A 22840-nucleotide genomic window follows, 5' to 3' on the forward strand; every position below is an offset into this window, starting at 1 on the left:
CCTTAGAATTGATGTAAGAACCGCACGTCGTTGTCGTAGAACAGGCGCAGATCGTCCACGCCGTACGCGAGCATGGCGATACGCTCCACACCCATGCCGAATGCAAAGCCCGACACCTGCGCGGGATCGTAGCCGCTCATGCGCAGGACGTTCGGGTGCACCATGCCCGCGCCGAGGATCTCAAGCCACCCCGTCCCCTTGCAGACGCGGCAGCCCGCGCCGTGACACGAGGAGCAGGAGATATCGACCTCGGTCGACGGCTCTGTGAACGGGAAGAAGCTCGGGCGGAAACGCACCTTTGCATCCGCATCAAAGAGCTGATGCAGACAAAGCTCAAGCGTTCCCTTCAGGTCGGCAAAGGAGATGCCCTTGTCGATGACAAGCCCCTCCACCTGCGTGAACATCGGGGAGTGCGTCGCATCGTAGGAGTCACGGCGATAGACGCGCCCCGGTGCGATCATGCGGATCGGCGCATTCGGTTCGCTCCGCTGCATTGTTCGCGCCTGTACGGGCGAAGTCTGCGAGCGCAGCAGGATCTCCTCCGTGATGTAGAACGAGTCCTGCATATCGCGCGCGGGATGATCCTTCGGCAGGTTCAGCGCCTCGAAGTTGTAGTAGTCGCTCTCGATCTCGGGTCCCTCCTCGATCGTAAAGCCCATCTGCAGGAAGATCTTCTTGATGCGATCAAGCGTGATCGTGAGCGGATGCAGATGCCCTACGTGTGCGCTGCGCCCCGGCAGGGTCACGTCGATCTGCTCGGCGGCAATCTTATCCGCGAGTTCCCGCTGCGCCAGTTCCTCGGACTTTGCCGCAAGCAGTTCCTCAAGCTCGGCCCGCGCCTCGTTGACGATCTTGCCGATGCGCGGGCGCTCCTCCTGTGCAAGGGCGCTCATGCTGCGTAGGAGCGCGGTCATCTCCCCCTTTTTCCCCAAAAATTTTACGCGAATATCATTCAGTTCACTGAGACTCTGCGCTGTCTCCGCAATCGCAGCGCGGGCACGTTCCCTGAGTTCTCTGATCTTCTCGTCCATATCGTCCTCCTGTATGTGTGTGCAAGGATGGTGTTTTGATGGATTTCTTCTATTCATTCGATAAAAATACCAATGTTCAGTTTACCATATCTATCTGAAAAAATCTATGAAAGCGCGATAAAATGAAAGGTATCGGGGGAATTGAATTCACGTCATATTTATAGTATGCTAAAAGAAAACACAAAACAGTCGTTTTCGATCTAGGAGGTCTCCATGGACACACTCATCAAAAGTATTTCGGAGCTGATGGCGCAGCCGTCCAGTCTCTTCACCCTGCTCGCCGTATTCGTCTTCATCCTCGGTTATCTGCAGATGCGCCGCATCCGGTTCACAACGAGTATGCTCATCAATGTCGCACTGATGCTGGCACTGACCATTGTGCTCCATCAGCTGCGGCTGTTCCATATGCCGCAGGGCGGCAGTGTCACGCTCGGGGCAATGGTGCCGCTGCTCTTCCTCACCTATCGTTACGGCGCGGGCATCGGATGTCTTGCGGGTTTTGTCTACGGTATGATAAACCTCATGCAGGACGCATTCATCGTCCACCCCCTGCAGGTACTCTTTGACTATCCGCTGCCCTATATGGCACTCGCGCTCGCCGCCGTCCTCCCGGGGCGTTTTTATGCGGGCGCACTACTCGCCTTTGCGGGACGTTTCCTCTGCCACTACATCTCGGGCGTAGTGTTCTTCGGCTCGTATGCACCGCCCGATATGTCGCCCTATCTCTACGCCCTCGTCTTTAACGCGACCTATCTCGTACCCGAGGTGATCATCTGCCTTGTCGTTCTGCGTATCCTGCCTGTGCCGCGTCTCCTTGCGGCGATGGATCAGCGCACACCGCTCTATGGCGCAAAGCTGACACAATAAGGTTAGCTATTCTCATACGTACGCACGCGCAGCGTCAACCCGCGCTGCGCACAAATCTTGCGGCAGCGCTCGATCTCCTCCGCGTCCTCCACCTTCTCCACAACCGTGAGCACAACCTTCGGCACATAGTGTTTGCAGTGCTCGGCAAATGCCAGCATCGCCTCATAGGAGGAAATGCCAAACTTCGACCGTGTGAGCGCGAGATAACGCTCTGCATTGGATGCGTTAAGACTGATGGACACCGTGTCGAGCAGCCCCACAAAACGCTCCGCGAACACACATCCATGCTCCAGTTCCCCGAGCCCGTTCGTATTGACGCGCGTCGGCACATCGGGATGCTGTTCCTTTACATGGCGGAGAACGCTGATCACCGTATCCAGACGGATCAGCGGCTCGCCGAAGCCGCAGCAGACCACCTCGCTCACGTATTCCCACGGCAGACGGTCAAGCTCCGCCGTAATCTCTTCCACACTTGGGTCACGTTCAAGCCACAGCGAGGACTCCTGTGCCATCTCCTTCATGCCGCGCAGACAAAAAACGCAGTCACAGTTACAGGAATTTGTGATGTTGACGTAAATGGCACGCCGCCCCTCCGGCAGCGCTCTGAAGCTCTCCGCGACGGAAAGATAGCGTCCACCCGCATGGGTCGCATATACAATCATAAGATACTCCTATCATACACAGAAATGAGAAAAGCTGCCGCAATGCGGCAGCTTATTCGGTTGGTTCTTTTACAGTGTTGTGAGTTCTCCCATAAACTCCTCGAACGGAAGCCCATGATTCCACGGCAGATCCAGTTCCTCCGCATAGGTGAGGCAATGCCCGATAAAGTCCGCCGCACGCGGTACGCCCTCTGTGAGAGGAATCCCGCGTACCAGTGCCGCCGCTATGATCGCAGAAAACGCATCCCCCGCCCCCGAGCGGTCACGCCCGACCTTCGGATTGTCAAAGGACTGCCCAGCCCCATCCGCATAGAGGTAGGTACGCACATTTTCACCCGCATGAAGCCCCGTGATGATGACCGTACGCGGTCCCATCGCCGCGATTGCCGCCGCCATCTGTGCGAGCTCCCCATCCGTCACAGCCCCGTCCGTCGGATAGGAAATGCCGAGCAGCTGACACGCCTCCGTGAGATTCGGTGTCACCACGTCCGCCTGTGGGAGGAGCTGGCGCATCTTCGCGCAGAGTGCGGGCGTATAGGAGGAGTAAAGGCTGCCGTTGTCCCCCATCACAGGATCGACAACAACCTTCGTATTTCGCTGTTTGAATCGTGCGATACATTCCAACACGACCTCGATCTGACGCTCCGAGCCGAGAAACCCGGTCAGGATCGCATCAAATTCGAGCGCATTCGCCGCCCAGTTTTCCATATAGGGGCGCATCCGCTCCGTATAGTCGTCAAGATAGTGGTTCGGAAAGCCCGTATGCACCGAGAGAATCGCCGTCGGAAGCGGACACGCCTGCACGCGCAGCGCGGAGATCAGCGGCAGCTGCACCGTTACCGAGCACCGCCCAAATCCCGTGATGTCGTTGATGAGGGCGATTCGTTTCTGCCGCGCCATCAGCGGTTATCCACCCGTTCCGGTACGCGGTCGTGCATGGAAAGACGCGCCCACGCGAGTTCCTCGTACTTCGTCCCCGGCATCCCATAGTTCGCGTAGGGATCGATCGAGATGCCGCCGCGCGGCAGAAACTTCCCCTGCACCTCGATGTATTTCGGCTGCATCAGTCGAATAAGGTCACGCATAATGACGTTCACCACATCCTCATGGAAGTCGCCGTGGTTACGAAAACTCACGAGATAGAGTTTCAGTGACTTACTCTCGACCATGCGCTCGGCGGGCATATAGGAGATGTAGATCGTCCCGTAGTCCGGCTGCCCCGTAATCGGACAGAGCGTCGTGAACTCGGGACAGTTGAACCGCACCCAGTAGTCATGATCCGTATGGCGGTTCTGAAAGGTCTCCAGTGCTTCGGGCGCATAGTCGTACCCGTAGTCCGTCCGCTGCTGTCCGAGAAGCGTCAGCCCCTCTGCTGTCTTTTCTCTTGCCATTACATCCCCAAGAATTTCTTTTCAAATACATCCTGCGGCTCGGGACGACCGAAGAGATAGCCCTGTATCGTGTCCGTCTTACAGATCTTCACAAGACAGTCATACTCATCCTGCTTCTCTACGCCCTCAATGCAGGTCGTCATACCGATGCTGTGACACAGATCCACCGTGTACTCCACGAGCTTCTGATCGAAGTGATTTTCAAGAATCCGCATGACAAACGCACGATCAATCTTTACGATGTCGCAATTCAGATTTTTCAGTGAGGAAAGCGAGGAATATCCCGTACCGAAGTCGTCCATGGCGATCTTGATCCCGTGGCTGCGGAATATATCAAACTGCGCATTGACAAACTTCAGATCACTGACGATCTTGCTCTCCGTCAGTTCAAGCACAACGGAATCCGCCGGCATATCGTGCCGGTGCAGACAGTCCTCCACGAACTCAAGAAAGGAGAGATCCTTGATCTGCTCATAGCTCATGTTGACGCTCATGTGGAAGTTCGGAATGCGCTGCCGCCACTCCTTGCAGACGCGCAGCGCCTGCTCAAAGATCCAACGTCCGACAGGAACGATCATCTTCGTTTCCTCAAGGATCCTGATGAACTCCATCGGAGCGACCATGCGCCCCTTGCTGTTCTTCCAACGGAGCAGCGTCTCCGCGCCCACAACGTGCTGATCATCCCCCGCCACCTGCGGCTGAAAGTAGAGTTCGAAGTTGCGGCACCCCGCCTTGACATCCTGGAGAATCTGCTCCTGTATCGTCAGGGAACGCAGCCAGCGGTTGTAGACCTCCTTCGAGAACTCGTTGAGACGGTTCTTGCCGCCCGATTTTGCCGCATCAAGCGCCGCCTGTGCGTATTTATGCAAGACGAGCGGATCGCGCGCCGACTGCGGATAGAACACCATACCTGCCGATACGGTGACAATATACTGCCGTCCGTCATAGACCTGCGGATGGGCAAACTCGCGCTGGACACGGATGAAGAACTCTGTCAGCATCTCCGCATCTGCATCGGGATAGATCAGACCGAACTCGTCGCCGTCGAGGCGATAGAGCGAGAGCCTGCGCGGGATGTTCTGCAGAATGCGCTCCGAAATCCGGCGCAGGATGATGTCGCCGATCTCGTGGTTGAACGCCTCGTTGACCGTGCGGAAGTTGTCAATTCCCATGACGAGAAGACCGCCGCCGCCGCCCGTTTCACGCGCCTCACGCAGCGCCGCGCCGAGATCCTCGGTGAACTGATAGCGGTTAAAAAGCCCTGTGACCGAATCCGCCGCATTGCGACGTGCCAGCTGACTGATCGTCCCAACGAAGAGATTCGGCGTTCCATCCTCGGACGTGCCGATCCGCCCCTTGAGCCGCAGCCACGAGAAATCTCCCTTTGCATCCCGCATACGGAAATCGATCTGCCGATCCCGCCCATCCGCCAGATTTGTAAGCGATGAAAAGAGTTCTGCCAGGGGCTTGCGATCCCGTATATAGACGAGAGGATCGAGTATCCCCGCAATATGCTCGATCGTTTCTGCGGGAAGATCATACATCTGAACGAAGGCCGGCGATGCAAGACAGACATCGTTCACCGCATCCATCATAAAGGCATAATCGGAGGTCGTATTCTTCATCAAATCAAAGATGGGTTTATGCTGTCTGAGCACCGGACTCAATGCAACTCTCTTCTTCCCGCTCATATTCCCCTGCCTCGCTTCTCTCATATTTCCTGATACAAGATATAAAATCCCTTTTTACACGATTATATACCTTTTCTGCCCTGCGTGCAACCAAACAATCCCCCGCTCATACCTTCTCAAAATTAATTTAGGATTTTTTTCCTAATCTCACTTGAAAAAGCGATGTATTTTGTTTATGATAGATACTCCAATCTGTACATATGCGAGGAGATGTAAATATGAATATGATCGAACTAACCGGCGAAACATTTGACGCCGAAGTATTGGAAGCCGATCGGCTTGTCATTGTTGATTTTTGGGCAACGTGGTGTACGCCCTGCCGTATGCTGACACCGATTCTGGAGGAAGTTGCCGAGGAGCATCCGGAATTTAAGATCTGCAAAATCAACGTGGATGAGGCACAGGAAATTGCCGAGAGATACGGTGTCATGAGTATGCCCATTCTCATCTTCTTCGAAAACGGAGAGATTGTGGACGAGTCCATCGGTCTGATCTCAAAGGAGCAGCTGCTGGAACTCCTGCCAAAATAAGGAAAGCGCTGCGTTGATCGGCACTTCCCAAACAAAAGGCTGCTGTACGAAGCGAAACCACTTCGTACAGCAGCCTTTTACCGTCTATGAATAACAACGCTGCCGCAGAGCCTCATACATGACCGCAGTCGCCGCCGCAGAGACGTTCAGCGACTCGGCGCGCCCGCGCATGGGGATGTAGATGTGCTCTGACGCGTGCAAGATCTCCTCCGACACACCGTTTGCCTCGTTGCCGAATACGATCACCGAAGGTTGTCGAAAATCCGCCTCAAAATGCGTCCGAGCCTCAGCATCGCACGCCGTCACATAAAGGTTGATCCCACACTCCCGTGCAAAGAGCACCAGCTCCTCCGCCGTTACACCAACAGCAATGGGGACATGGAAGAGTGCGCCCATGGTCGCGCGTACCACCTTTCCACGGTAGACATCCGCCGAGCCGCGCAGCAGGATCACCCCCGACCCCCCCACAGCATCCGCTGTGCGCAGGATCGTTCCCACATTGCCGGGATCCTGCACACGGTCAAGAACGATATAGAGCGGCGGCTCATCCCCATATGCGCCTGCGTGCATTTCATCCAACGAAACACGTTGCTTTCGCTCCATTACGAGCAAAATTCCCTGCGGACTATCCGTGTCGGAGAGCGTCGAAAACAGGGATTCCGCAATGCGCACAACGGGAACATGGCGCGCAAGCAACACGTCTGCGAGTGCACGCGCACGCCCCCCTGAGAGCGCACGCTCCGTCACGAGCGCATGGCAGATCTTCCAGTCCGATGCCGCCGCCATCTCGGCGAGCCGCAGCCCCTCCACCGTGAACAGCCCTTCCTTTGCCGCGCGGCGCTGTGTGTGTACGATGGCGTGCGTGAGCCGAATGAGAGGATTTGCCGCGCTTGTAATGCTTTGTATGTTCTTCATATCGTAAAAAATACGTCTGATGAATCAAACGACTCATCAGACGTAATCTCTTCTTACTGGTTCTCCTTCGCCACGTTGACGATCTGCGTGAATGCAGCAGCGTCAGCAACAGCGAGGTCAGCGAGCATCTTGCGGTTGACCTCGACACCGGCATTCGTCAGTCCCGCGATAAAGCGACTGTACGAGATGCCGTTGGCACGGGCGGCGGCATTGATGCGGGCGATCCAGAGACGACGGAACGTCCCCTTCTTCGCACGGCGGTCACGACGCGCATAGTAGAGCGCCTTCATAACCGTTTCGTTTGCCTTCTTGAACTGCTTGCTGCGCGAGCCGCGATAGCCCTTGGCGAGCTTTAAGATCTTCTTATGACGACGATGTGCTGTGACACCGCTTTTTACTCTTGGCATTGCATTTCCTCCTAGTTCCTACCCTCATGGGGAGTTTGCTTGTCGCCCCGATTATGCGTAGGGGAGCATCTTGCGGATGCGCTTGTAGTCCGACGTATCGGCAAGCGCAGCCTTGCGCAGGTTACGCTTGCGCTTCGGTGTCTTCTTCTCCAGAATATGTCTCTTGTACGCCTTGTTGCGGCGGAATTCTCCGCTCCCTGTTACGCTGAAACGCTTTGCAGCAGCGCGGCGCGTTTTAATCTTCGGCATCGCCATTTCCTCCTTTATCTTCCTTCACGGGTTTGACCGTCTTGGCCGGCTTCTGTACCTTCGGGGAAAGGATCATGGTCATGTTCTTCCCCTCCAGTTTTGCGCCGCGCTCAATGGTCACGAGAGCGCTCATCCGCTCGGCAACGCGGTCAAGAACCGCACGCCCGAGTTCCGGATGAGAGAGCTCTCTGCCGCGGAACATGATCGTCACCTTGACCTTGTTGCCCTCTTCGACAAAGCGGAGCGCATTCTTCAGCTTGACATTGAAGTCGTGCTCGTCGATGTTCGGACGCAGCTTGACCTCTTTGATGTTGATGGTCTTCTGCTTCTTCTTCGCTTCTTTCTCGCGTTTCTGCTGCTCATAGCGGAATTTTCCAAAGTCCATGATGCGACAGACGGGCGGCTTTGCCTTCGGCGCAACCTCGACCAGGTCGAGATGCTGCTCCTCCGCCATGCGAAGGGCGTCGCGCGTCAGCATGATGCCGAGCTGTTCTCCCTCCGCGCTGGTGACACGCACCTCACGGATATGGATTTCCTCATTGATTCGCAAAGATTCCCTGCTTATGGCAAGAACACCTCCTGGTTCGGATGCACGCATATACGCCATCCGGCAATAGAAAAGGGCGGCACAAAGCCACCCTTGAAAAATCTCTGTCATCTTTCATTCGACCCGACGCGCTGTGTGCCCGCAGGTGAGAAGCGGTGGCTTCTGCTTGTAACAGATGCCATACTATCACACATACGGGTATCTTGTCAATACTCCTGTGCACGCGATGTGATTTTTTCCTGCACGAGCGCGATAAAATCGTCAACGCTCATGACAGTGCTGTCCTTCTCTCCGTACTTGCGCAGGGCAACGGTGTGGTTCTCCTGCTCCTGATCGCCGACAACGAGCGTGTACGGGGTTTTCTTGACCTGACTCTCGCGGATCTTGTAGCCCGTCTTTTCGTTGCGGTCGTCCACAAGGGCGCGGATACCAAGGTCGAACATCCGCTTGCGCAGTTCCTCGGCGTACGCCGCATGGCGCTCGGTGATTGGCAGGATACGCACCTGCACGGGTGCCATCCACACGGGGAATGCACCCGCATAGTTTTCGATCAGGATGCCGATGAAGCGCTCGATCGATCCATAGACGACGCGGTGCAGCATAACGGGGCGGTGCTTCTCCCCATCCTCGCCGACATAGGTCAGATCGAACTTCTCGGGCAGGCTCATGTCCAGCTGAATCGTCCCGCACTGCCATGTACGCCCGATGGAGTCGCGCAGGTGGAAGTCGATCTTCGGTCCGTAAAACGCACCGTCGCCCTCGTTTACCACAAAATCAAGCCCACGGTTTTCAAGCGCTTTACGCAGCCCCTCTGTCGCAAGCTCCCACATCTCGTCCGAGCCCATCGAGTTCTCGGGACGCGTGGAGAGCTCCGCCTTGTACGAGAGGCCGAACGTGCGGTACACCTCGTCAAAGAGGTCGATGGTATGCTGGATCTCGCCCTCAATCTGATCGGGGGTCACAAAGAGGTGCGCGTCGTCCTGTGTGAAGTTGCGGACGCGGAACAGTCCGTGCAGCGCACCCGAAAGCTCATGACGGTGAACAAGCCCGAGTTCCGCAAGGCGCAACGGCAAATCGCGGTAGCTGTGCAGGTGCGAGCGGTAGACGAGCATACAGCCGGGGCAGTTCATCGGCTTGATTGCGTAGTCTTCTTCGTCGATCTCGGTCGTATACATATTCTCACGGTAGTGAAACCAATGTCCCGAGGTCTCCCACAGCTTGCGACTGAGGATCACGGGCGTACTGATCTCCTGATAGCCGTAGCGGCGGTGCACCTCGCGCCAGTAGTCGAGCAGTGCGTTGCGCAGAAGCATTCCGTTCGGATGGAAGAACGGGAATCCCGGTCCCTCCTCATGGATGCTGAAGAGATCAAGTTCCCTGCCGAGCTTACGGTGGTCACGCTTTGCCGCCTCCTCAAGCATATGGAGATAGGCATCCAGATCCTCCTGCTTCTCGAACGCCGTGCCGTAGATGCGCTGCAGCATCTTGTTCTTCTCGCTGCCGCGCCAGTACGCCCCCGCGACACTCTGCAGTTTGAACGCCTTGACCTTGCCCGTACTCATGACGTGCGGTCCTGCGCAGAGATCCGTGAACTCCCCCTGTGTATAGGTGGAGATAATCTCGTCCTCGGGCAGATCCTCGATCAGCTCGACCTTGTAGTTCTCCCCCTTGGCACGGAAGAATTCGATTGCCTCATTGCGCGGAATCTCACGCCGCTCAAGTTTCAGATTCTCCTTGACAATCTTCTTCATTTCCTTCTCGATGTCGCGCAGATCGGCATCCGTCAGCTGACGCTCCATGTCAAAGTCATAGTAGAAGCCGTTCTCAATCGCAGGACCGATGGCGAGCTGCACATTGCTCTCCGGATAGAGGCGCTTGACCGCCTGTGCCATGATGTGCGACGCCGTATGACGGAGTGCATGGCGACCGCCCTCATCCGCAAACGTCAGCACTCGAAATGCAGCATCCTGTGTCACGGGCGTTGTCAGATCGACGACCGCGCCGTCGAGGTCGGCGGCAAGCGCCTTCTTCGCAAGCGAATTGCTCATGCCCTTCACGACATCCAGCAGCATCGTCCCCGCCTCTGCCTCACGAATCGATCCATCCGGCAGTGTCAGCTTTATCATAGAGCGCTCTCCTCCTACATCATACAAAAAGCCCTGCCCCTGTGGGATAGGAAATCCATCCCCGAGGAACAAGGCATCGTTATCAGTGATTCCTATATGTTTCCACCCTAATCGGTAACGTCATTATAAGGCGCGCGGGCGGCTGTGTCAAGGGCTTTGTGTTCTGCCATCGCCTGCAACTGCTCTGTCGGATCGAGCACCGGAATGCGCAGGCGGCGACCGGCGGCGACAGATCCATCGGGGGACAGCCCATTCACCTCAATGATTGCCTCCTCAAGCTCCTCCGCCATCGTCTCCTTTGTCGCAAACCTCCGCGCAATGGTCCAGACATTCTCGCCGCGCATGACAGAAACCTCGACAAACTCCGACGAACGCAGATACGGGTTCGTCAGATGAAGGGCGGATACGCCCATCCATATAAGAGCAAATACGCTGAGAGCAAGACCGATCTTCTTCATCGTTACCCCTCCGTTTGTTCATATCCGTATATATATTCTCAAAACTACTGTTCGGATATAGGATAACACAGAAAAAACGTTCGGTCAATAGCTTGGAACAAATTTTTGCGAAATTTTTGTTCGCGGAACGTGTTTTTGTAATGAAAAAAGGGACTGTTGCACGCAGTTAGAAAACTGCGTGCAACAGTCCCTTTTCCCAAATGAATTATCTTCTTTTTGCAATTTCGTTTGTCTGCATCACAGAATCCGTCTTTGCCGGCCGTCGCTCCTTTGCGACGGCAAGCATCAGTTTCAGACGGTTGAGCTGATTGACCTCACTCGATCCCGCATCGCAGTCGATTGCCGTGATGTTCGCGCCGTGATATGCCTTGCGCAGATCGTGCATGACGCCCTTGCCCGTGATGTGGTTCGGCAGACAGCCAAACGGCTGAAGACAAACGACGTTCGGCACGCCCTCCTCGATGAGCTTCACCATCTCACCCGTGAGGAACCATCCCTCCCCCGCCATATTGCCGAGGCTGACGTGACGCGCGGCGAGCTCCGCCGTACGGTCGATGGACTGGGGCGGACGGAAGTGACGGCTCTCCTTCAGAGCCTTGCGCATGGGCGCACGGAAGAACTCGATGACCTTGATGAACATACGCCCGAAGAGCCGATCCTTGTACGAGCCCGCGAGCAGCTTGTGCTGTGCAATGGGGTCATACGCAGAGTACAGGAAGAAATCGACGAAGTCGGGCATGACGACCTCTGCCCCCTCCCCCATCAGCACCTTCTCAATGTCATTGTTTGCAACGGGATGGTACTTGACAAGGATTTCACCGACGATGCCGACCTTCGGCTTCCACAGCTGTTCGTCGATGGGGATGTGGTCAAAGTCGCGCACGATGTCCTTCACCATGCGGCGGAACTTGAACACACTGCCGTGCTCAAGTTCGTCCTTTGCGCGCGTCATCCACTTGTCAAACGCCGCCTGTGTCGCACCCTTCTGAAGCTCGTACGGCATCATGCGGTTGCGTACGTTCATCAACAAATCGCCGTAGATCGCCGCCTTGATGGCATCCACCATCATCTCGCGGCTGAAGGCAAAGCTGTCCGTCTCCTCGGGCAACCCACGTACGGCAAAGACGGCGACGTTCGGAAAGCCCGCGTCGCGCAGTGCCTTGCGCAGCACACCGAGGTAGTTCGTCGCACGGCACGCACCGCAGGTCTGAAAGAGTGCGATGCTCGTGTGGTCGGCATCGCACATCCCTGCCTTGAGTGCCGCGAGCAGCTGTCCAATGACGACAATCGCGGGATAGCACATATCGTTGTGCACGTAGCGCAGCCCCAGATCCACCGATGCCTTGTCGGGCATTGGCGGAATGACGACGTTATAGCCGTGCTTGCGCATGGTGGTGCGGAAGAGCTCAAAGTGGATCGGTGCCATCTGCGGCGCGAGGATCGTATGTGTCTTCTTGCAGTCCTCGGTAAAGCGCGGACGCTCAATGACGGGCACCTCATGATAGGCAGGGTTCTCCCTGCGGGCAAGCGCGGCAATCAGCGAGCGCAGACGGATGCGTGCCGCACCGAGGTTCGACACCTCGTCGAGTTTTATCATCGTGTAGATGCGCTCGTGCGACTCGAGGATCTCGCGCACCTCTGACGTGGTGAGTGCGTCCAGACCGCAGCCGAACGAGCTGAGCTGGATGAGTGTCACATTCGGATGCTCCGCGACAAACTGCGCCGCATGATAGAGCCGCGCGTGGTAGCTCCACTGGTTGACGACCTGAAGCCGCCGCTCCTGCACGGGGATATGATAGACTGCATCCTCCGAGAGGATCGGCAGCTTGTACGACTGGATCATCTCGGGGATGCCGTGATTGATCTCGGGATCGACGTGATACGGGCGCCCTGCAAGAAGAATTGCGTGCTCGCCCGTCTCAGCGATGCGGTCGAGGATCTGCTGCCCGTAGTCACGCACATCCTGCCGATACTGTTCGATCTCGGCATAGCCCGCATCAACGGCGGCGGTGATCTCCTTTTTCCCGATCCCCTCTGCCTTGCCAAATTCCTCCACAAGCCGCTCGATCATGCGCGTGCGGTCGTTGATCGGCAGGAACGGCTGGATAAAGCGAATGTTCTTCTCACGCAGGATGTCCATATTGATGCGGATATTCTCCGCATAGGATGCGACGATTGGACAGTTGAAATTATTCGCTGACGAGCCCGGTTTGTCATCCATATTGTGCGGCTCGCAGGGATAGAAAATCGTATCGACGCCCTTTTCCACAAGATCGACGATATGCCCGTGCGCGAGCTTTGCAGGGTAGCAGAGCGAGTCCGAGGGGATCGTCGCCATGCCCTTGTAGAAGAGCTGCGGCGAGGATTTGCCCGAAATGACAACTCCGTAGCCGAGCGTGTCAAAGAACGTGAACCAGAACGGATAGTCCTCGTACATATTCAGCGTGCGCGGGATGCCGATGCGTCCGCGGCGCGGCTCTGCCGGAGACTTATAGTGCTTGAACACGCGGCGGTATTTGAACTTGTAGATGTTCGGCGTATCGTCCGTGCGCTTCTCGCCGCCGATGCCACGCTCACAGCGATTACCCGTAAAGTAACGCTCGCCGTTTGGGAACTGCTGCATCGTGATGAGACATTTGTTGCCGCATTTCCCACAGCGGTAGGAACTGGTCTTCGTCTCAAATGTCCCGAGTTCATCCGCGCCGAGCAGAGATGACCGCTCCGTCCCGGCTTCAAGTGCGAGGATTGCCGCGCCATACGCACCCATCAGCCCCGCAATATCGGGACGAATGACATCCTTGCCGATCAGGTGCTCAAGCGCACGCAGAACAGCGTCGTTGTAGAACGTCCCCCCCTGCACGACAATGTGGTCGCCGAGGGTTGATACGTCCTTGATCTGCATGACCTTAAAGAGGGCGTTTTTGACAACCGAGAGTGCAATCCCCGCCGAGATGTCGGCGACCTCCGCCCCCTCCTTCTGCGCCTGCTTGACCTTCGAGTTCATAAAGACCGTGCAGCGCGTGCCAAGATCGACGGGAGCTTTCGCATCCACCGCCTTTCCCGCAAACTCCGCCGGGGTCATGTGCAGCCCCTCGGCAAAGTTCTGGATGAAGGAGCCGCAGCCCGCCGAACAAGCCTCGTTGAGGGTAATGTTGCCGACGCTGCCATCCTGCACGAAGAAGCACTTCATGTCCTGTCCGCCGATGTCCAGCACGAAGCTGACCTCGGGACAGAACTCCTGCGCCGCGCGCAGATGGGCAAACGTCTCCACCTCACCGCCGTCCGCATGGAGTGCCGCCTTGACAATTGCCTCGCCGTAGCCCGTCGTCATCGCGCCCGCGATATGGGCATCTGCGGGCATGACGGCGTAGAACTCCCGCAGTGCGTCGATGACGGACTGGAGGGGCGAGCCGTGATTGCTGCCGTAGGACGTGTGAAGCAGCTCCTTGTCCCTGCCGATGGCGACGAGCTTCGTCGTCGTCGAGCCCGCATCAATGCCGATATAGATCGACCCCCGATAGTCCGCAAGGCTTCCCCGCCGCACGCGGTCACGGTCATGACGCTGACGAAATGCGGCGTAGTCCTCCGCCCCCTTGAACAGGGTAATATCCGACGTACGCGTCTCTGTCGCAGCAGCCTCCTCCGCACGTGCGATGCACGCCTCCATCTCCCGCATATCCGTCACTCCGGCATCATCGGAGAGTGCCGCGCCGACCGCGACGAAATAATTGCCGTAATCCACATCGACGACGTGATCTGTGTCGAGCTTCAATGTTTCGATAAATCGTTTCTTGAGTTCCGGGAGAAAGTGCAGAGGCCCGCCGAGAAAGGCGACCGTACCGCCAATGGGGCGCCCCTGCGCAAGGTTGCCAATGGTCTGGTTGACGACTGCTTGAAAAACCGAGAGTGCAATGTCCGCCTTTGCCGCGCCGTCATTCATAAGTGCTTGGATGTCCGTCTTGGCGAACACGCCGCAGCGCGAGGCAATCGCATAGACACGCTTGCCCTGCTCCGCAAGTGCATTGAGGCCGATGGGATCGGTTGAGAGGAGGGATGCCATGTGGTCGATGAACGAACCGGTACCGCCCGCACACACGCCGTTCATGCGCTGCTCGGGCGCATCGCCGAAATACGTGATCTTCGCATCCTCACCGCCGAGCTCGACGGCCGTCGTCGTTTCCGGGATAAGACGGCGCACCGCCGAGGCACAGGCGACGACCTCCTGTACGAACGGCAGTCCGATCCGCTGGGCGATGCCCATGCCCGCCGAGCCCGTGAGCGCGAACGAGAATTTAGCCTCTCCCACGACCGCTTTCAGCTGCTCCAGATTCTCTTGGAGTGCCTTGCCGATCTCGGAAAAATGACGCGCATAGTTCTTGTAGAGGATTTCATGCTCCTCGCCAAGAACAACCAGCTTGATCGTCGTCGAACCGACATCCACACCGACACGAAATGGGGATTCCAAAATAACACCACCTAACGAAACCATATAAGGTTTTCTTCAATTAACCCGTATTAAATAGGAAAGCCATTTTAGGCTTCCCTATTTTAACGTATTTCACAGTACTATGCAAGTGCAGCACGCACAGTTCCGTGGTATCCAATTTTGAACCAACGAACTTTATGTTCCTCAAATATTATATGGTGCGGCAAGTTTCTTGAAGTAATTGCGTGCCTTCTGCATCGTGCGAATGATCGGCTCCATGAGCTTCGGCTGGCGGACGACCGTGCGAATAACCGCCTTGCGCAGTTGGCGATACTCCGCATCAAAGTCGCGCATGACATCCTCCATCTCCGCCTCAACCGAAACGGATGGGATGTTCGAGTGGATGAGATTCGCGCTCCGTCCCTGAATGGTCACGGTATCGCCGAGGAACGGTGCGTACACTTCCAGACCAAGTTCCTCCTGTATCCGCTCCTTAAGCGCCTCCTGCGCCTGTCCCTCACCGTGGACAAGGAACACCTTCGCGGGGCGCGGCTCTTTGATCGAGCGCATCCAGTCCACGATCTGCTCCGCATCCGCATGAGCCGAAAACCCTTCGAGCACTTGAATCTGTGCCTTCACCGCGATTTCCTCGCCGAGTACGCGCACGCGTTTGATCCCGTCCACGAGCCGCCGCCCAAGGCTTCCCTCCGCCTGATAGCCGACAAAGAGAATCGTAGACTCGGGACGCCAGAGATTGTGCTTGAGGTGGTGAAGCACGCGCCCCGCATCCGCCATGCCCGAAGCAGAGAGGATGATCGCCGAGCCCTCGGCGGAGTTCAGTGCACGCGACTCCGCCGCCGTTTCGGCAATGCGTACCTGCGGAAATGCGGGGATCGACCCCTGCTCACCAAAGAACGCGATCGTCTCCTCGTCGAAGTCCTCATAGTTCTTGAGAAAGACACGCGTCGCTTGGATCGCAAGCGGACTGTCGATGATGATGGGAATATCCCCGTCGAGCCGTCCCTCCTTCCACAGATTGTAAAAATAGTAGAGGAGCGTCTGTGTCCGCCCGACGGCAAAGGATGGGATGATGACATTGCCGCCGCGATCCATCGTGTCGCGGATGACCTCAAGGAGCGCCGACTCCTTGTCATAGTCGCGGTGAATCCGGTCGCCGTAGGTGGACTCGACAAGCAGGAAGTCTGCGCCCGCAATCGCCTCGGGGTCACGCAGGATGGGTTGATTTGGCTGCCCAAGATCGCCCGAAAAGACGAGCTTTGTTTCCTGATCGTTCTCCACCACGACGATTTCGAGAATCGCCGACCCGAGGATATGTCCTGCGTCGCGAAAGGTGAGCTGCAGATCATCCACCGCGATGGTGGATTGATAGGCGACGGGTTCAAACAGCTCCAGTGCGGCAAAGGCATCCGCCTGTGTGTAAAGCGGCGTGATGGGAGCCTCGCTGCGGCGTGCATTCTTGCGGTTCATGATTTCCGCATCGCTCTCCTGGATGTGCGCCGAGTCCGGCAGCATGATGCGGACGAGATCGCAGGTGGAGCGTGTCGCATACACCTTGCCGCGAAACCCCTCGCGCACAAGACGCGGAATGCGCCCGCAGTGGTCGATGTGCGCGTGCGTCAGAAAGACTGCCTCGATCTCGGCGGGATTGAACGGAAAATCCTCATAGTTCATCTCACGCAGGCGGCGGGTCCCCTGATACATTCCGCAGTCCACGAGATACCTGTGGTCGCCCACATGAAGCAGATAGCACGAGCCGGTGACAACGTGCGCCGCACCCAAAAATTCGAGCCGCATAAAATATCCTCCCTTCGGATTTACAGAAACACGGATCATGTCTGCGCTTTCTCACGCATTCTCTCGTATCATGTTTATACTTATAAAATTCGGAATCCAGCAAAAAATTCCTGCATTTTCATTTACATTTTCCATGTTTTGATTTATCCTAAACATAATAAGCGCACACGCAGGAACAACGAACTTTCAGAGGAAGTGCTGTTATGCTGTCCATTCCAAGGATACGGGAGTGCATTGCTCCCATATGTAAAAAGTACCCCATACAAAAAGCCTATCTTTTCGGTTCTTATGCGCGTGGCAATGCCACAGAAAAAAGTGATGTCGACCTTCGCATTGAAGGGGATATTACAAGTTTCTTCATGCTTGGCGGCATCTATTCAGAGCTCTCCGATGCACTGGGAACAGAACTCGATTTGCTGAGCAGGCTCCCTGATTCGGAGGCGTTCAAGAAAAATCTAAGGAAAGACGAGGTTTTGCTCTATGAACGATAGAGATCGTCATATTCTTGAGCATATCCTGCGGCATTGTGAGGAAATCATCGAGACTGTAGATCGTTTTGATTTTTCGAAGGAGAACTTCAAACACGATCATGTTTTTTATAATGCCTGTTCTATGGCTCTCTTTCAGATTGGTGAGCTTTCCAAACGGATGTCCGAGGAGTTCAAAAGCAGTCATACAGAAGTTCCTTGGGCTGAAATGAGAGGCATGAGAAATCTCTTTGCCCACGAATATGAGTCGGCAGATAAGGAACTGCTGTGGAAAACGATCACAAACGATATTCCTAAACTGAACAAACAACTGCAAGAAATCTATTCATGCAATATGGAGGATTAGTCATGAAAAAAATTGGCTTTATCGGGCTTGGCATCATGGGCGCAGCGATGGCGGGACATCTCATGGATGCAGGCTACGAGCTCAGCGTCTACAACCGCACGAAATCCAAGGCGGACGCACTCGTCGCGCGCGGTGCAAAATACTGTGAAAGTCCCGGCGCATGTGCACATGGCCAGGATGCTGTCATCACCATCGTCGGCTATCCGAAGGATGTGGAGGAGATCTACCTCGGCGCAAACGGCATCCTCGCAAATCTGACGGAGGGCGCATACACCGCCGATATGACGACCTCCTCCCCCGCCCTTGCCGAGCGTATCTATGCGGAGGCAAAAAAACGCGACATCCATGCGCTCGACGCCCCCGTCACAGGCGGCGACATGGGGGCACGCAATGCCACGCTGAACATCCTCGTCGGCGGAGATGAAGAGGCATTCAAGGAAATGCTGCCTGTCTTTGCCGCAATGGGCAAAAACATTGTCTACGAGGGCGGCGCAGGTGCGGGACAAAAGACCAAGGCGGCGAATCAGATCGCCATCGCGGGTGCGCTTGCGGGTGCGTGCGAGGCATTTGCCTATGCACGCGCAGCAGGACTTGACCTTGAGAAGGTCTACGCCTCCATCTCGGGCGGCGCGGCGGCGAGCTTCCAGATGAGCAACATGGTACGCATGGCGCTCGACGGCAACTTTGCCCCCGGCTTTATGATCAAGCACTTCGTCAAAGATATGGCAATCGGCGCAGAGACGGGAAAGGCTTACGGCGCGACGCTCCCCGTCCTTGAGCAGGTGCTCCGCGAGGCACGTGCCATCGAGGAGCGCGGCGGCGGAGCGGACGGCACGCAGAGCTTGCTGAAGTATTACGAGTAAAACGAATTCAAACCTTGGTGATACTGTATATTTTCTACATTGACGTGGTATAATGCCCCGAAGCGAACCTTAGTGAAGCAAGCGCACGACCGCTTGCGTAACTCCGTGTTCGCGAGGGGCATTACACCACAAAGTACAAAACACTGTTCCCCTAAGCACGCCACAACTCCACCAACTCCTCTGCGGCACTGTACGGATGCTCCGCCCCCGCAACGGCACTGACGACAAAGAAGCCCTCCACGCCCGTCGCTTTGAGGGCAGGTAAATCCGCCGCCTTGACCCCGCCGCCTACAACTACGGGTACGGGGCTGACGCGGTGCAGCTCCGCAAGCTCATCGAAACTGCGCGTCACAATTGCGCCCGAGGCGGTACGCCCCGCCTCGGGCTTTGTCGGCGTCGCGTGCAGCGGGCCCGCACCGAAGTAGTCGATGCACGCAGTATCGCAGTGCGACACGTAGTCGAGCAGCTCCGTTGTACGTGCGGAGAGACCGACAACCGCATCCGCACCGAGATATTTGCGGCAAACATCGGGCGGGATGTCCGTCTGTCCGACGTGCACGCCATCCACCTTGATCCCCTGCTCCCGCGCCGCGAGTACAACATCCAGACGATCATTGACAACGAGTGTCACAGCATCCGACTTCTCCTGCGCAGCGATCACATCCGCCGCCGCACGCGTGAGCTCGATCACCTCGCGGGCATCCGCGCCCTTTTCCCGAATCTGAACAAAGGTGAAGCCCGCGCAAACAGCCTCTGCGACAACACGCGCCACGGAGCGTCCGTGCGTGTTCTCAGAGCCAATCACAAGATAGGCGGACAGATCAAATTTACTACACATGGGTATAACCTCCTAATAAAAATCCCCGCCAACCGGCGGGGATTTTTTCTGTTAAGGAAGCACTGATAAATTCAGCACCAACTCGGCGGACTTCATTTTATCAGCGATTCCTTAAAGCCGTATGGCTCAGTAGTTCTGCACAACCTGCTGGAAGAAGGACTGCGGGTGGTCACAGACCGGGCACTTCATCGGTGCCTTCGGGCTCTCGCAGACATAGCCGCAGTTGAGGCACTGCCAAATGATCTTCTCATCACGTGCGAAGACCGTGCCCTCATCCACCTTCTGCAGGAGGAGTTTGTAGCGGGCATCGTGCTCCTTCTCAATCTTGCCGACAGCATCAAAGAGACGCGCAATCTTGTCGAACCCTTCCTCACGTGCCACGCGCGCGAACTCGGGGTACATGCTCGTCCACTCCTCATTCTCTCCGGAGGCGGCGTCCGCGAGGTTCGCCTTTGTGTCACCGACACCATGCACGAGCTTGAACCAGATCTTTGCGTGCGCCTTCTCGTTGACTGCCGTCTCCGTGAAGATGTTCGAGATCTGAACATAGCCGTCCTTCTTCGCCTGCGACGCGTAGTAGAGATACTTCGTGTGCGCCTGCGATTCGCCGGCAAATGCCGCCCAGAGGTTCTTTTCGGTCTGTGATCCCTTGAGTTCCATAATGCTCTCCTTTTTCCAAAACAAATACACAACAATATATCAACAGGCGAAAAAGCCGCCGTTCCATGCCTTGCTCAGGGGCATGAGCGGTATTCATACGCCTTGATTGATCGAGAAAACTGATCCATGCCGTACGACGGCGATCCCTTTTATCGGATCAGCGATTCCCCAGAATATCCGCAATCTCGTCGATATTCTTCTTGCCGAAGTAAAGCTCCTCTCCCACGATCATGCAGGGAACACTCATGATGCTGTACTTCTCCTTCAGTGCAGGGAAGTAGCGGATGTCATAGATTTCCGCGCGCACATCCGAACGCTCTGCGGCAATGCGCTGCACAGCCGCGACCACGTCGGGACACATCGTACAGGACAGCGACATGAGAACCTTTACGTCGGCGGGCGCAGAGATCCGCTCTATTTTCTCACGCGTCTCCTCACGCAGTTCCTGCCCGGGACCTGCCACATTGTAGAGCGCGAGAATGAACGAGTTGAACTCATGTCCGCCGGGAACAGCGTGGAAGGTAATGCCGCTCGACACGTCGTCACTTCGCAAAATCTCAAGCCCCGGCGCACCGTCCGCATCCGCGCGCACATCATAGCCAACCTTGTCGGTGAGATCCGCGAACTCGTCCATAAAGCCGCGCAGCTCACGCGAGAGGTCGCTGTCGTCATAATGCCCGACAATCTTGATCGGCGTGAGAAATTTATCAAAGACCGCCGTCAGCTGCTCGCGGATCTCGGCAGAGATAAAGTTTGTTTCATTCCCCTCCGCCTCTGCCTTCTCGATGGAGGTCTTGCGCTGCTCAAAACGCTTCGCATCCACCTCAGCACGGGCAAAGGCGGGAATCTTCAAACGGTCATGCAGTCCGGCGGCATGGCGCTCCGCTGCAACTGCCGCGATTGCACCGTCGGAGACCGCCGTCACAACCTGACGCAGCGTCTTGATGCAGACATCGCCCGCCGCAAAAACGCCCTTGACGTTCGTCTCTTTCTCCTCGTTCGTGATGACGTAGCCCTGCTCGTTCAGCGTAATCTGCTCGCGGAAGAGCCCCGTGTTCGGAACATAACCGGCAAAGACGAAAACGCCGAACGTCTCGCCCTCCTTTGCCATATAATGCTCGACCATGCCCGTGACCTCATCGCGGAAATCGGCATAGGAGATCATGGTCTCGCCGCCGACACGCTCCACCACCGTGTTGAAGCGAACCTTGATGTTCGGATAGTTCGCAAGCGCGTCCACCGCTGTCTGCGGGGCGCGGAACTTATCGCTGCGCACAAGGATCGTGACAGACTTTCCATAGCGTGAGAGGAACATACTCTCCTCCACCGCCGCAAGTCCGCCGCCGATGACGAAGATGTCCATGCCCGTGAAGAACTCCGCATCACAGGTTGCACAGTAGGCGACGCCGCGCCCTTGGAACGTTTTCTCACCGTAGAAGCCGACCTTGCGTGGATTCGCCCCCGTCGCGAGAATGACGCTCAGAGCCTCCACCGTCCCCGCCGTTGTCTCAAGCTCCTTGATCTCCTGACCGAGCTTCAGTCCGATGACCTCCGCCTCGACGAACTCAGCACCAAAGCCGCGCGCCTGCTCCTCCATCTGTGCCGCCAGCTCGGAGCCACTGACCTTGCCCGTCCCCGGATAGTTCACAACATCGGCGGTAATCGTGATCTGTCCGCCGACCTTCTCCTTTTCAACGACAAGTACCTTGCACTTCGCACGCGCCAGATAGATTGCGGCGGAAAGCCCCGCAGGACCTCCGCCGACAATGACGGCATCATACATTTTATCCATCAAAGCACCTCTTATTCACGTTTGAGATGAAGTTACAGAATCAATCAGCACTCCATAGGAAAAAGCACTTCGCAAGAAACCTCACGAAGTGCTCCGAACACGTTCTTAGAGTTTGCCGACGAGATCAAAACTCGGCTTCAGCGTCTTTTCACCCGGCTTCCAGCGTGCGGGGCAAACCTCATCGCCGTGCTTTGCGACGAACTGGAGCGCCTGCACCTTGCGGAGCAACTCCTGCGCGTTGCGGCCGACATTGCCCGCACTCACCTCATAGGAAACGATCTTGCCCTCGGGGTTCACAACGAATGTACCGCGCTCCGAGCGGCCATCCTCCTCGATGTAGACATCGAAGTCGCGTGCCAGCTTTGCCGTCGGATCTGCGAGCATCGGATAGGTCAGCTTGCCAACGAGTTCGGAACTCTCATGCCATGCCTTGTGCACGAAGTGCGAATCGCAGGAAACAGAGAAGATCTCGCAGCCGAGCTTCTCGAACTCAGCATACTGCTCCTGAAGATCCGCCAACTCCGTCGGGCAGACAAACGTGAAGTCCGCCGGATAGAAGAAGAACACGCTCCACTTGCCTGCAATATCCGCCTTTGTATACTGTGCGAACTCGCCCTGCGCTGCGCCCGCCTTCTTCTGGAAAGCGTCTACCTTGAAATCGGCAATTTCCTTATTGATGAATGACATGGAATATCCTCCTTTGATTGTAACCAATCACTTTCGTTTCAAGTGATTGTA

At 56.4% G+C, this 22840-nt stretch carries 22 protein-coding genes and 1 other annotated feature; of the genes, 5 read left to right on the forward strand and 17 right to left on the reverse strand.

Going from position 1 to position 22840, the window contains the following annotated elements; translation table 11 throughout:
- Positions 1-2: 2 nt before the first annotated feature.
- Positions 3-1031: a phenylalanine--tRNA ligase subunit alpha gene (gene pheS / locus QU667_RS06920; RefSeq protein ID WP_304986489.1), complete on the reverse strand. Its 1029-nt coding sequence runs from the start codon at positions 1029-1031 to the stop codon at positions 3-5.
- Positions 1032-1244: 213 nt separating this feature from the next.
- On the opposite strand from pheS, the gene thiT reads away from it, so the two are divergent.
- On the forward strand, positions 1245-1898 hold the full coding sequence (thiT, locus tag QU667_RS06925) for an energy-coupled thiamine transporter ThiT (RefSeq protein WP_304986490.1): 654 nt from the start codon (positions 1245-1247) through the stop codon (positions 1896-1898).
- 2 nt (positions 1899-1900) lie between these two features.
- Here the strand turns inward: thiT and QU667_RS06930 are convergent, their stop codons facing one another.
- The 4 genes from QU667_RS06930 to QU667_RS06945 all read right to left on the reverse strand — a co-directional run bounded on the left by QU667_RS06930 (position 1901) and on the right by QU667_RS06945 (position 5642).
- Entirely contained in the window at positions 1901-2560 is a 660-nt protein-coding gene (locus QU667_RS06930) for a TatD family nuclease-associated radical SAM protein (RefSeq protein WP_304986491.1), read from the reverse strand.
- A 69-nt stretch (positions 2561-2629) separates the two neighbouring features.
- Entirely contained in the window at positions 2630-3460 is an 831-nt protein-coding gene (locus tag QU667_RS06935) for a pyridoxamine kinase (protein WP_304986492.1), read from the reverse strand.
- The gene (gene queF, locus QU667_RS06940; protein WP_304986493.1) at positions 3460-3951 is read right to left on the reverse strand and encodes a preQ(1) synthase; all 492 of its coding nucleotides are present in this window, start codon (positions 3949-3951) and stop codon (positions 3460-3462) included. The genes QU667_RS06935 and queF overlap by 1 nt, the downstream gene beginning before the upstream one ends.
- Positions 3951-5642 (reverse strand): sensor domain-containing protein, encoded by a 1692-nt coding sequence (locus QU667_RS06945; RefSeq protein ID WP_304986494.1) that lies wholly within the window; start codon positions 5640-5642, stop codon positions 3951-3953. Before QU667_RS06945 ends, queF begins: the two co-directional genes overlap by 1 nt.
- A gap of 218 nt (positions 5643-5860) precedes the next feature.
- On the opposite strand from QU667_RS06945, the gene trxA reads away from it, so the two are divergent.
- Entirely contained in the window at positions 5861-6172 is a 312-nt protein-coding gene (gene trxA / locus QU667_RS06950; RefSeq protein WP_304986495.1) for a thioredoxin, read from the forward strand.
- A gap of 84 nt (positions 6173-6256) precedes the next feature.
- Here trxA and QU667_RS06955 read toward each other — a convergent pair whose 3' ends face one another.
- The 8 genes from QU667_RS06955 to QU667_RS06990 form a co-directional block, all read right to left on the reverse strand.
- Positions 6257-7087 carry a TrmH family RNA methyltransferase gene (locus tag QU667_RS06955; protein WP_304986496.1) on the reverse strand — a complete coding sequence of 277 codons (831 nt, stop codon included), beginning with the start codon at positions 7085-7087 and terminating at the stop codon, positions 6257-6259.
- A 53-nt stretch (positions 7088-7140) separates the two neighbouring features.
- A complete protein-coding gene (rplT, locus tag QU667_RS06960; protein ID WP_304986497.1) occupies positions 7141-7494 on the reverse strand; it encodes a 50S ribosomal protein L20 in 354 nt (117 codons plus the stop codon).
- A 51-nt stretch (positions 7495-7545) separates the two neighbouring features.
- The gene (rpmI, locus tag QU667_RS06965; protein ID WP_006693988.1) at positions 7546-7743 is read right to left on the reverse strand and encodes a 50S ribosomal protein L35; all 198 of its coding nucleotides are present in this window, start codon (positions 7741-7743) and stop codon (positions 7546-7548) included.
- Positions 7730-8293 (reverse strand): translation initiation factor IF-3, encoded by a 564-nt coding sequence (infC, locus tag QU667_RS06970; RefSeq protein WP_304986498.1) that lies wholly within the window; start codon positions 8291-8293, stop codon positions 7730-7732. Before infC ends, rpmI begins: the two co-directional genes overlap by 14 nt.
- Positions 8294-8352: 59 nt before the next feature.
- Positions 8353-8464: a sequence feature (ribosomal protein L20 leader region), on the reverse strand.
- A 32-nt stretch (positions 8465-8496) separates the two neighbouring features.
- Positions 8497-10416: a threonine--tRNA ligase gene (gene thrS / locus QU667_RS06975; protein WP_304986499.1), complete on the reverse strand. Its 1920-nt coding sequence runs from the start codon at positions 10414-10416 to the stop codon at positions 8497-8499.
- A gap of 107 nt (positions 10417-10523) precedes the next feature.
- Complete coding sequence (locus tag QU667_RS06980) at positions 10524-10874, reverse strand: LysM peptidoglycan-binding domain-containing protein (protein ID WP_304986500.1); 351 nt, start codon at positions 10872-10874, stop codon at positions 10524-10526.
- Between the two features lie 205 nt (positions 10875-11079).
- Complete coding sequence (locus QU667_RS06985) at positions 11080-15363, reverse strand: 2-hydroxyacyl-CoA dehydratase (RefSeq protein WP_304986501.1); 4284 nt, start codon at positions 15361-15363, stop codon at positions 11080-11082.
- A gap of 141 nt (positions 15364-15504) precedes the next feature.
- Entirely contained in the window at positions 15505-17115 is a 1611-nt protein-coding gene (locus tag QU667_RS06990) for an MBL fold metallo-hydrolase RNA specificity domain-containing protein (protein WP_304986502.1), read from the reverse strand.
- Between the two features lie 203 nt (positions 17116-17318).
- Between QU667_RS06990 and QU667_RS06995 the strand changes: the two genes are divergently transcribed.
- From QU667_RS06995 to QU667_RS07005, 3 genes are read left to right on the forward strand one after another with little or no spacing between them, the layout of a single operon-like run.
- The gene (locus QU667_RS06995) at positions 17319-17606 is read left to right on the forward strand and encodes a nucleotidyltransferase family protein (protein ID WP_304986503.1); all 288 of its coding nucleotides are present in this window, start codon (positions 17319-17321) and stop codon (positions 17604-17606) included.
- Positions 17596-17949: a HepT-like ribonuclease domain-containing protein gene (locus tag QU667_RS07000; protein ID WP_304986504.1), complete on the forward strand. Its 354-nt coding sequence runs from the start codon at positions 17596-17598 to the stop codon at positions 17947-17949. Before QU667_RS06995 ends, QU667_RS07000 begins: the two co-directional genes overlap by 11 nt.
- 2 nt (positions 17950-17951) lie before the next feature.
- Positions 17952-18812: an NAD(P)-dependent oxidoreductase gene (locus tag QU667_RS07005; protein WP_304986505.1), complete on the forward strand. Its 861-nt coding sequence runs from the start codon at positions 17952-17954 to the stop codon at positions 18810-18812.
- Positions 18813-18963: 151 nt separating this feature from the next.
- Here QU667_RS07005 and QU667_RS07010 read toward each other — a convergent pair whose 3' ends face one another.
- The 4 genes from QU667_RS07010 to ahpC form a co-directional block, all read right to left on the reverse strand.
- Positions 18964-19650 (reverse strand): thiamine phosphate synthase, encoded by a 687-nt coding sequence (locus QU667_RS07010; RefSeq protein ID WP_304986506.1) that lies wholly within the window; start codon positions 19648-19650, stop codon positions 18964-18966.
- 126 nt (positions 19651-19776) lie between these two features.
- Positions 19777-20310, reverse strand: a complete 534-nt coding sequence (rbr, locus tag QU667_RS07015; protein ID WP_304986507.1) for a rubrerythrin — start codon at positions 20308-20310, stop codon at positions 19777-19779.
- Between the two features lie 157 nt (positions 20311-20467).
- Positions 20468-22102, reverse strand: a complete 1635-nt coding sequence (locus QU667_RS07020; protein WP_304986508.1) for an FAD-dependent oxidoreductase — start codon at positions 22100-22102, stop codon at positions 20468-20470.
- A 105-nt stretch (positions 22103-22207) separates the two neighbouring features.
- On the reverse strand, positions 22208-22789 hold the full coding sequence (gene ahpC, locus QU667_RS07025; protein WP_304986509.1) for an alkyl hydroperoxide reductase subunit C: 582 nt from the start codon (positions 22787-22789) through the stop codon (positions 22208-22210).
- Positions 22790-22840 lie beyond the last annotated feature (51 nt).

Origin of the sequence: Selenomonas dianae, from assembly GCF_030644225.1 — a bacterium.
GTDB lineage: Bacteria > Bacillota > Negativicutes > Selenomonadales > Selenomonadaceae > Centipeda > Centipeda dianae.

Coding starts and splice junctions, on each gene's coding strand:
- QU667_RS06995 (WP_304986503.1), top strand. CDS start 17,319: ATGCTGTCCATTCCAAGGATACGGGAGTGCATTGCTCCCATATGTAAA.
- pheS (WP_304986489.1), bottom strand. CDS start 1,031: ATGGACGAGAAGATCAGAGAACTCAGGGAACGTGCCCGCGCTGCGATT.
- rplT (WP_304986497.1), bottom strand. CDS start 7,494: ATGCCAAGAGTAAAAAGCGGTGTCACAGCACATCGTCGTCATAAGAAG.
- QU667_RS07005 (WP_304986505.1), top strand. CDS start 17,952: ATGAAAAAAATTGGCTTTATCGGGCTTGGCATCATGGGCGCAGCGATG.
- QU667_RS07020 (WP_304986508.1), bottom strand. CDS start 22,102: ATGGATAAAATGTATGATGCCGTCATTGTCGGCGGAGGTCCTGCGGGG.
- rpmI (WP_006693988.1), bottom strand. CDS start 7,743: ATGCCGAAGATTAAAACGCGCCGCGCTGCTGCAAAGCGTTTCAGCGTA.
- QU667_RS07000 (WP_304986504.1), top strand. CDS start 17,596: ATGAACGATAGAGATCGTCATATTCTTGAGCATATCCTGCGGCATTGT.
- QU667_RS06930 (WP_304986491.1), bottom strand. CDS start 2,560: ATGATTGTATATGCGACCCATGCGGGTGGACGCTATCTTTCCGTCGCG.
- QU667_RS06945 (WP_304986494.1), bottom strand. CDS start 5,642: ATGAGCGGGAAGAAGAGAGTTGCATTGAGTCCGGTGCTCAGACAGCAT.
- thiT (WP_304986490.1), top strand. CDS start 1,245: ATGGACACACTCATCAAAAGTATTTCGGAGCTGATGGCGCAGCCGTCC.
- queF (WP_304986493.1), bottom strand. CDS start 3,951: ATGGCAAGAGAAAAGACAGCAGAGGGGCTGACGCTTCTCGGACAGCAG.
- thrS (WP_304986499.1), bottom strand. CDS start 10,416: ATGATAAAGCTGACACTGCCGGATGGATCGATTCGTGAGGCAGAGGCG.
- QU667_RS06955 (WP_304986496.1), bottom strand. CDS start 7,087: ATGAAGAACATACAAAGCATTACAAGCGCGGCAAATCCTCTCATTCGG.
- QU667_RS06935 (WP_304986492.1), bottom strand. CDS start 3,460: ATGGCGCGGCAGAAACGAATCGCCCTCATCAACGACATCACGGGATTT.
- ahpC (WP_304986509.1), bottom strand. CDS start 22,789: ATGTCATTCATCAATAAGGAAATTGCCGATTTCAAGGTAGACGCTTTC.
- QU667_RS06980 (WP_304986500.1), bottom strand. CDS start 10,874: ATGAAGAAGATCGGTCTTGCTCTCAGCGTATTTGCTCTTATATGGATG.
- QU667_RS06990 (WP_304986502.1), bottom strand. CDS start 17,115: ATGCGGCTCGAATTTTTGGGTGCGGCGCACGTTGTCACCGGCTCGTGC.
- QU667_RS06985 (WP_304986501.1), bottom strand. CDS start 15,363: ATGGTTTCGTTAGGTGGTGTTATTTTGGAATCCCCATTTCGTGTCGGT.
- trxA (WP_304986495.1), top strand. CDS start 5,861: ATGAATATGATCGAACTAACCGGCGAAACATTTGACGCCGAAGTATTG.
- QU667_RS07010 (WP_304986506.1), bottom strand. CDS start 19,650: ATGTGTAGTAAATTTGATCTGTCCGCCTATCTTGTGATTGGCTCTGAG.
- rbr (WP_304986507.1), bottom strand. CDS start 20,310: ATGGAACTCAAGGGATCACAGACCGAAAAGAACCTCTGGGCGGCATTT.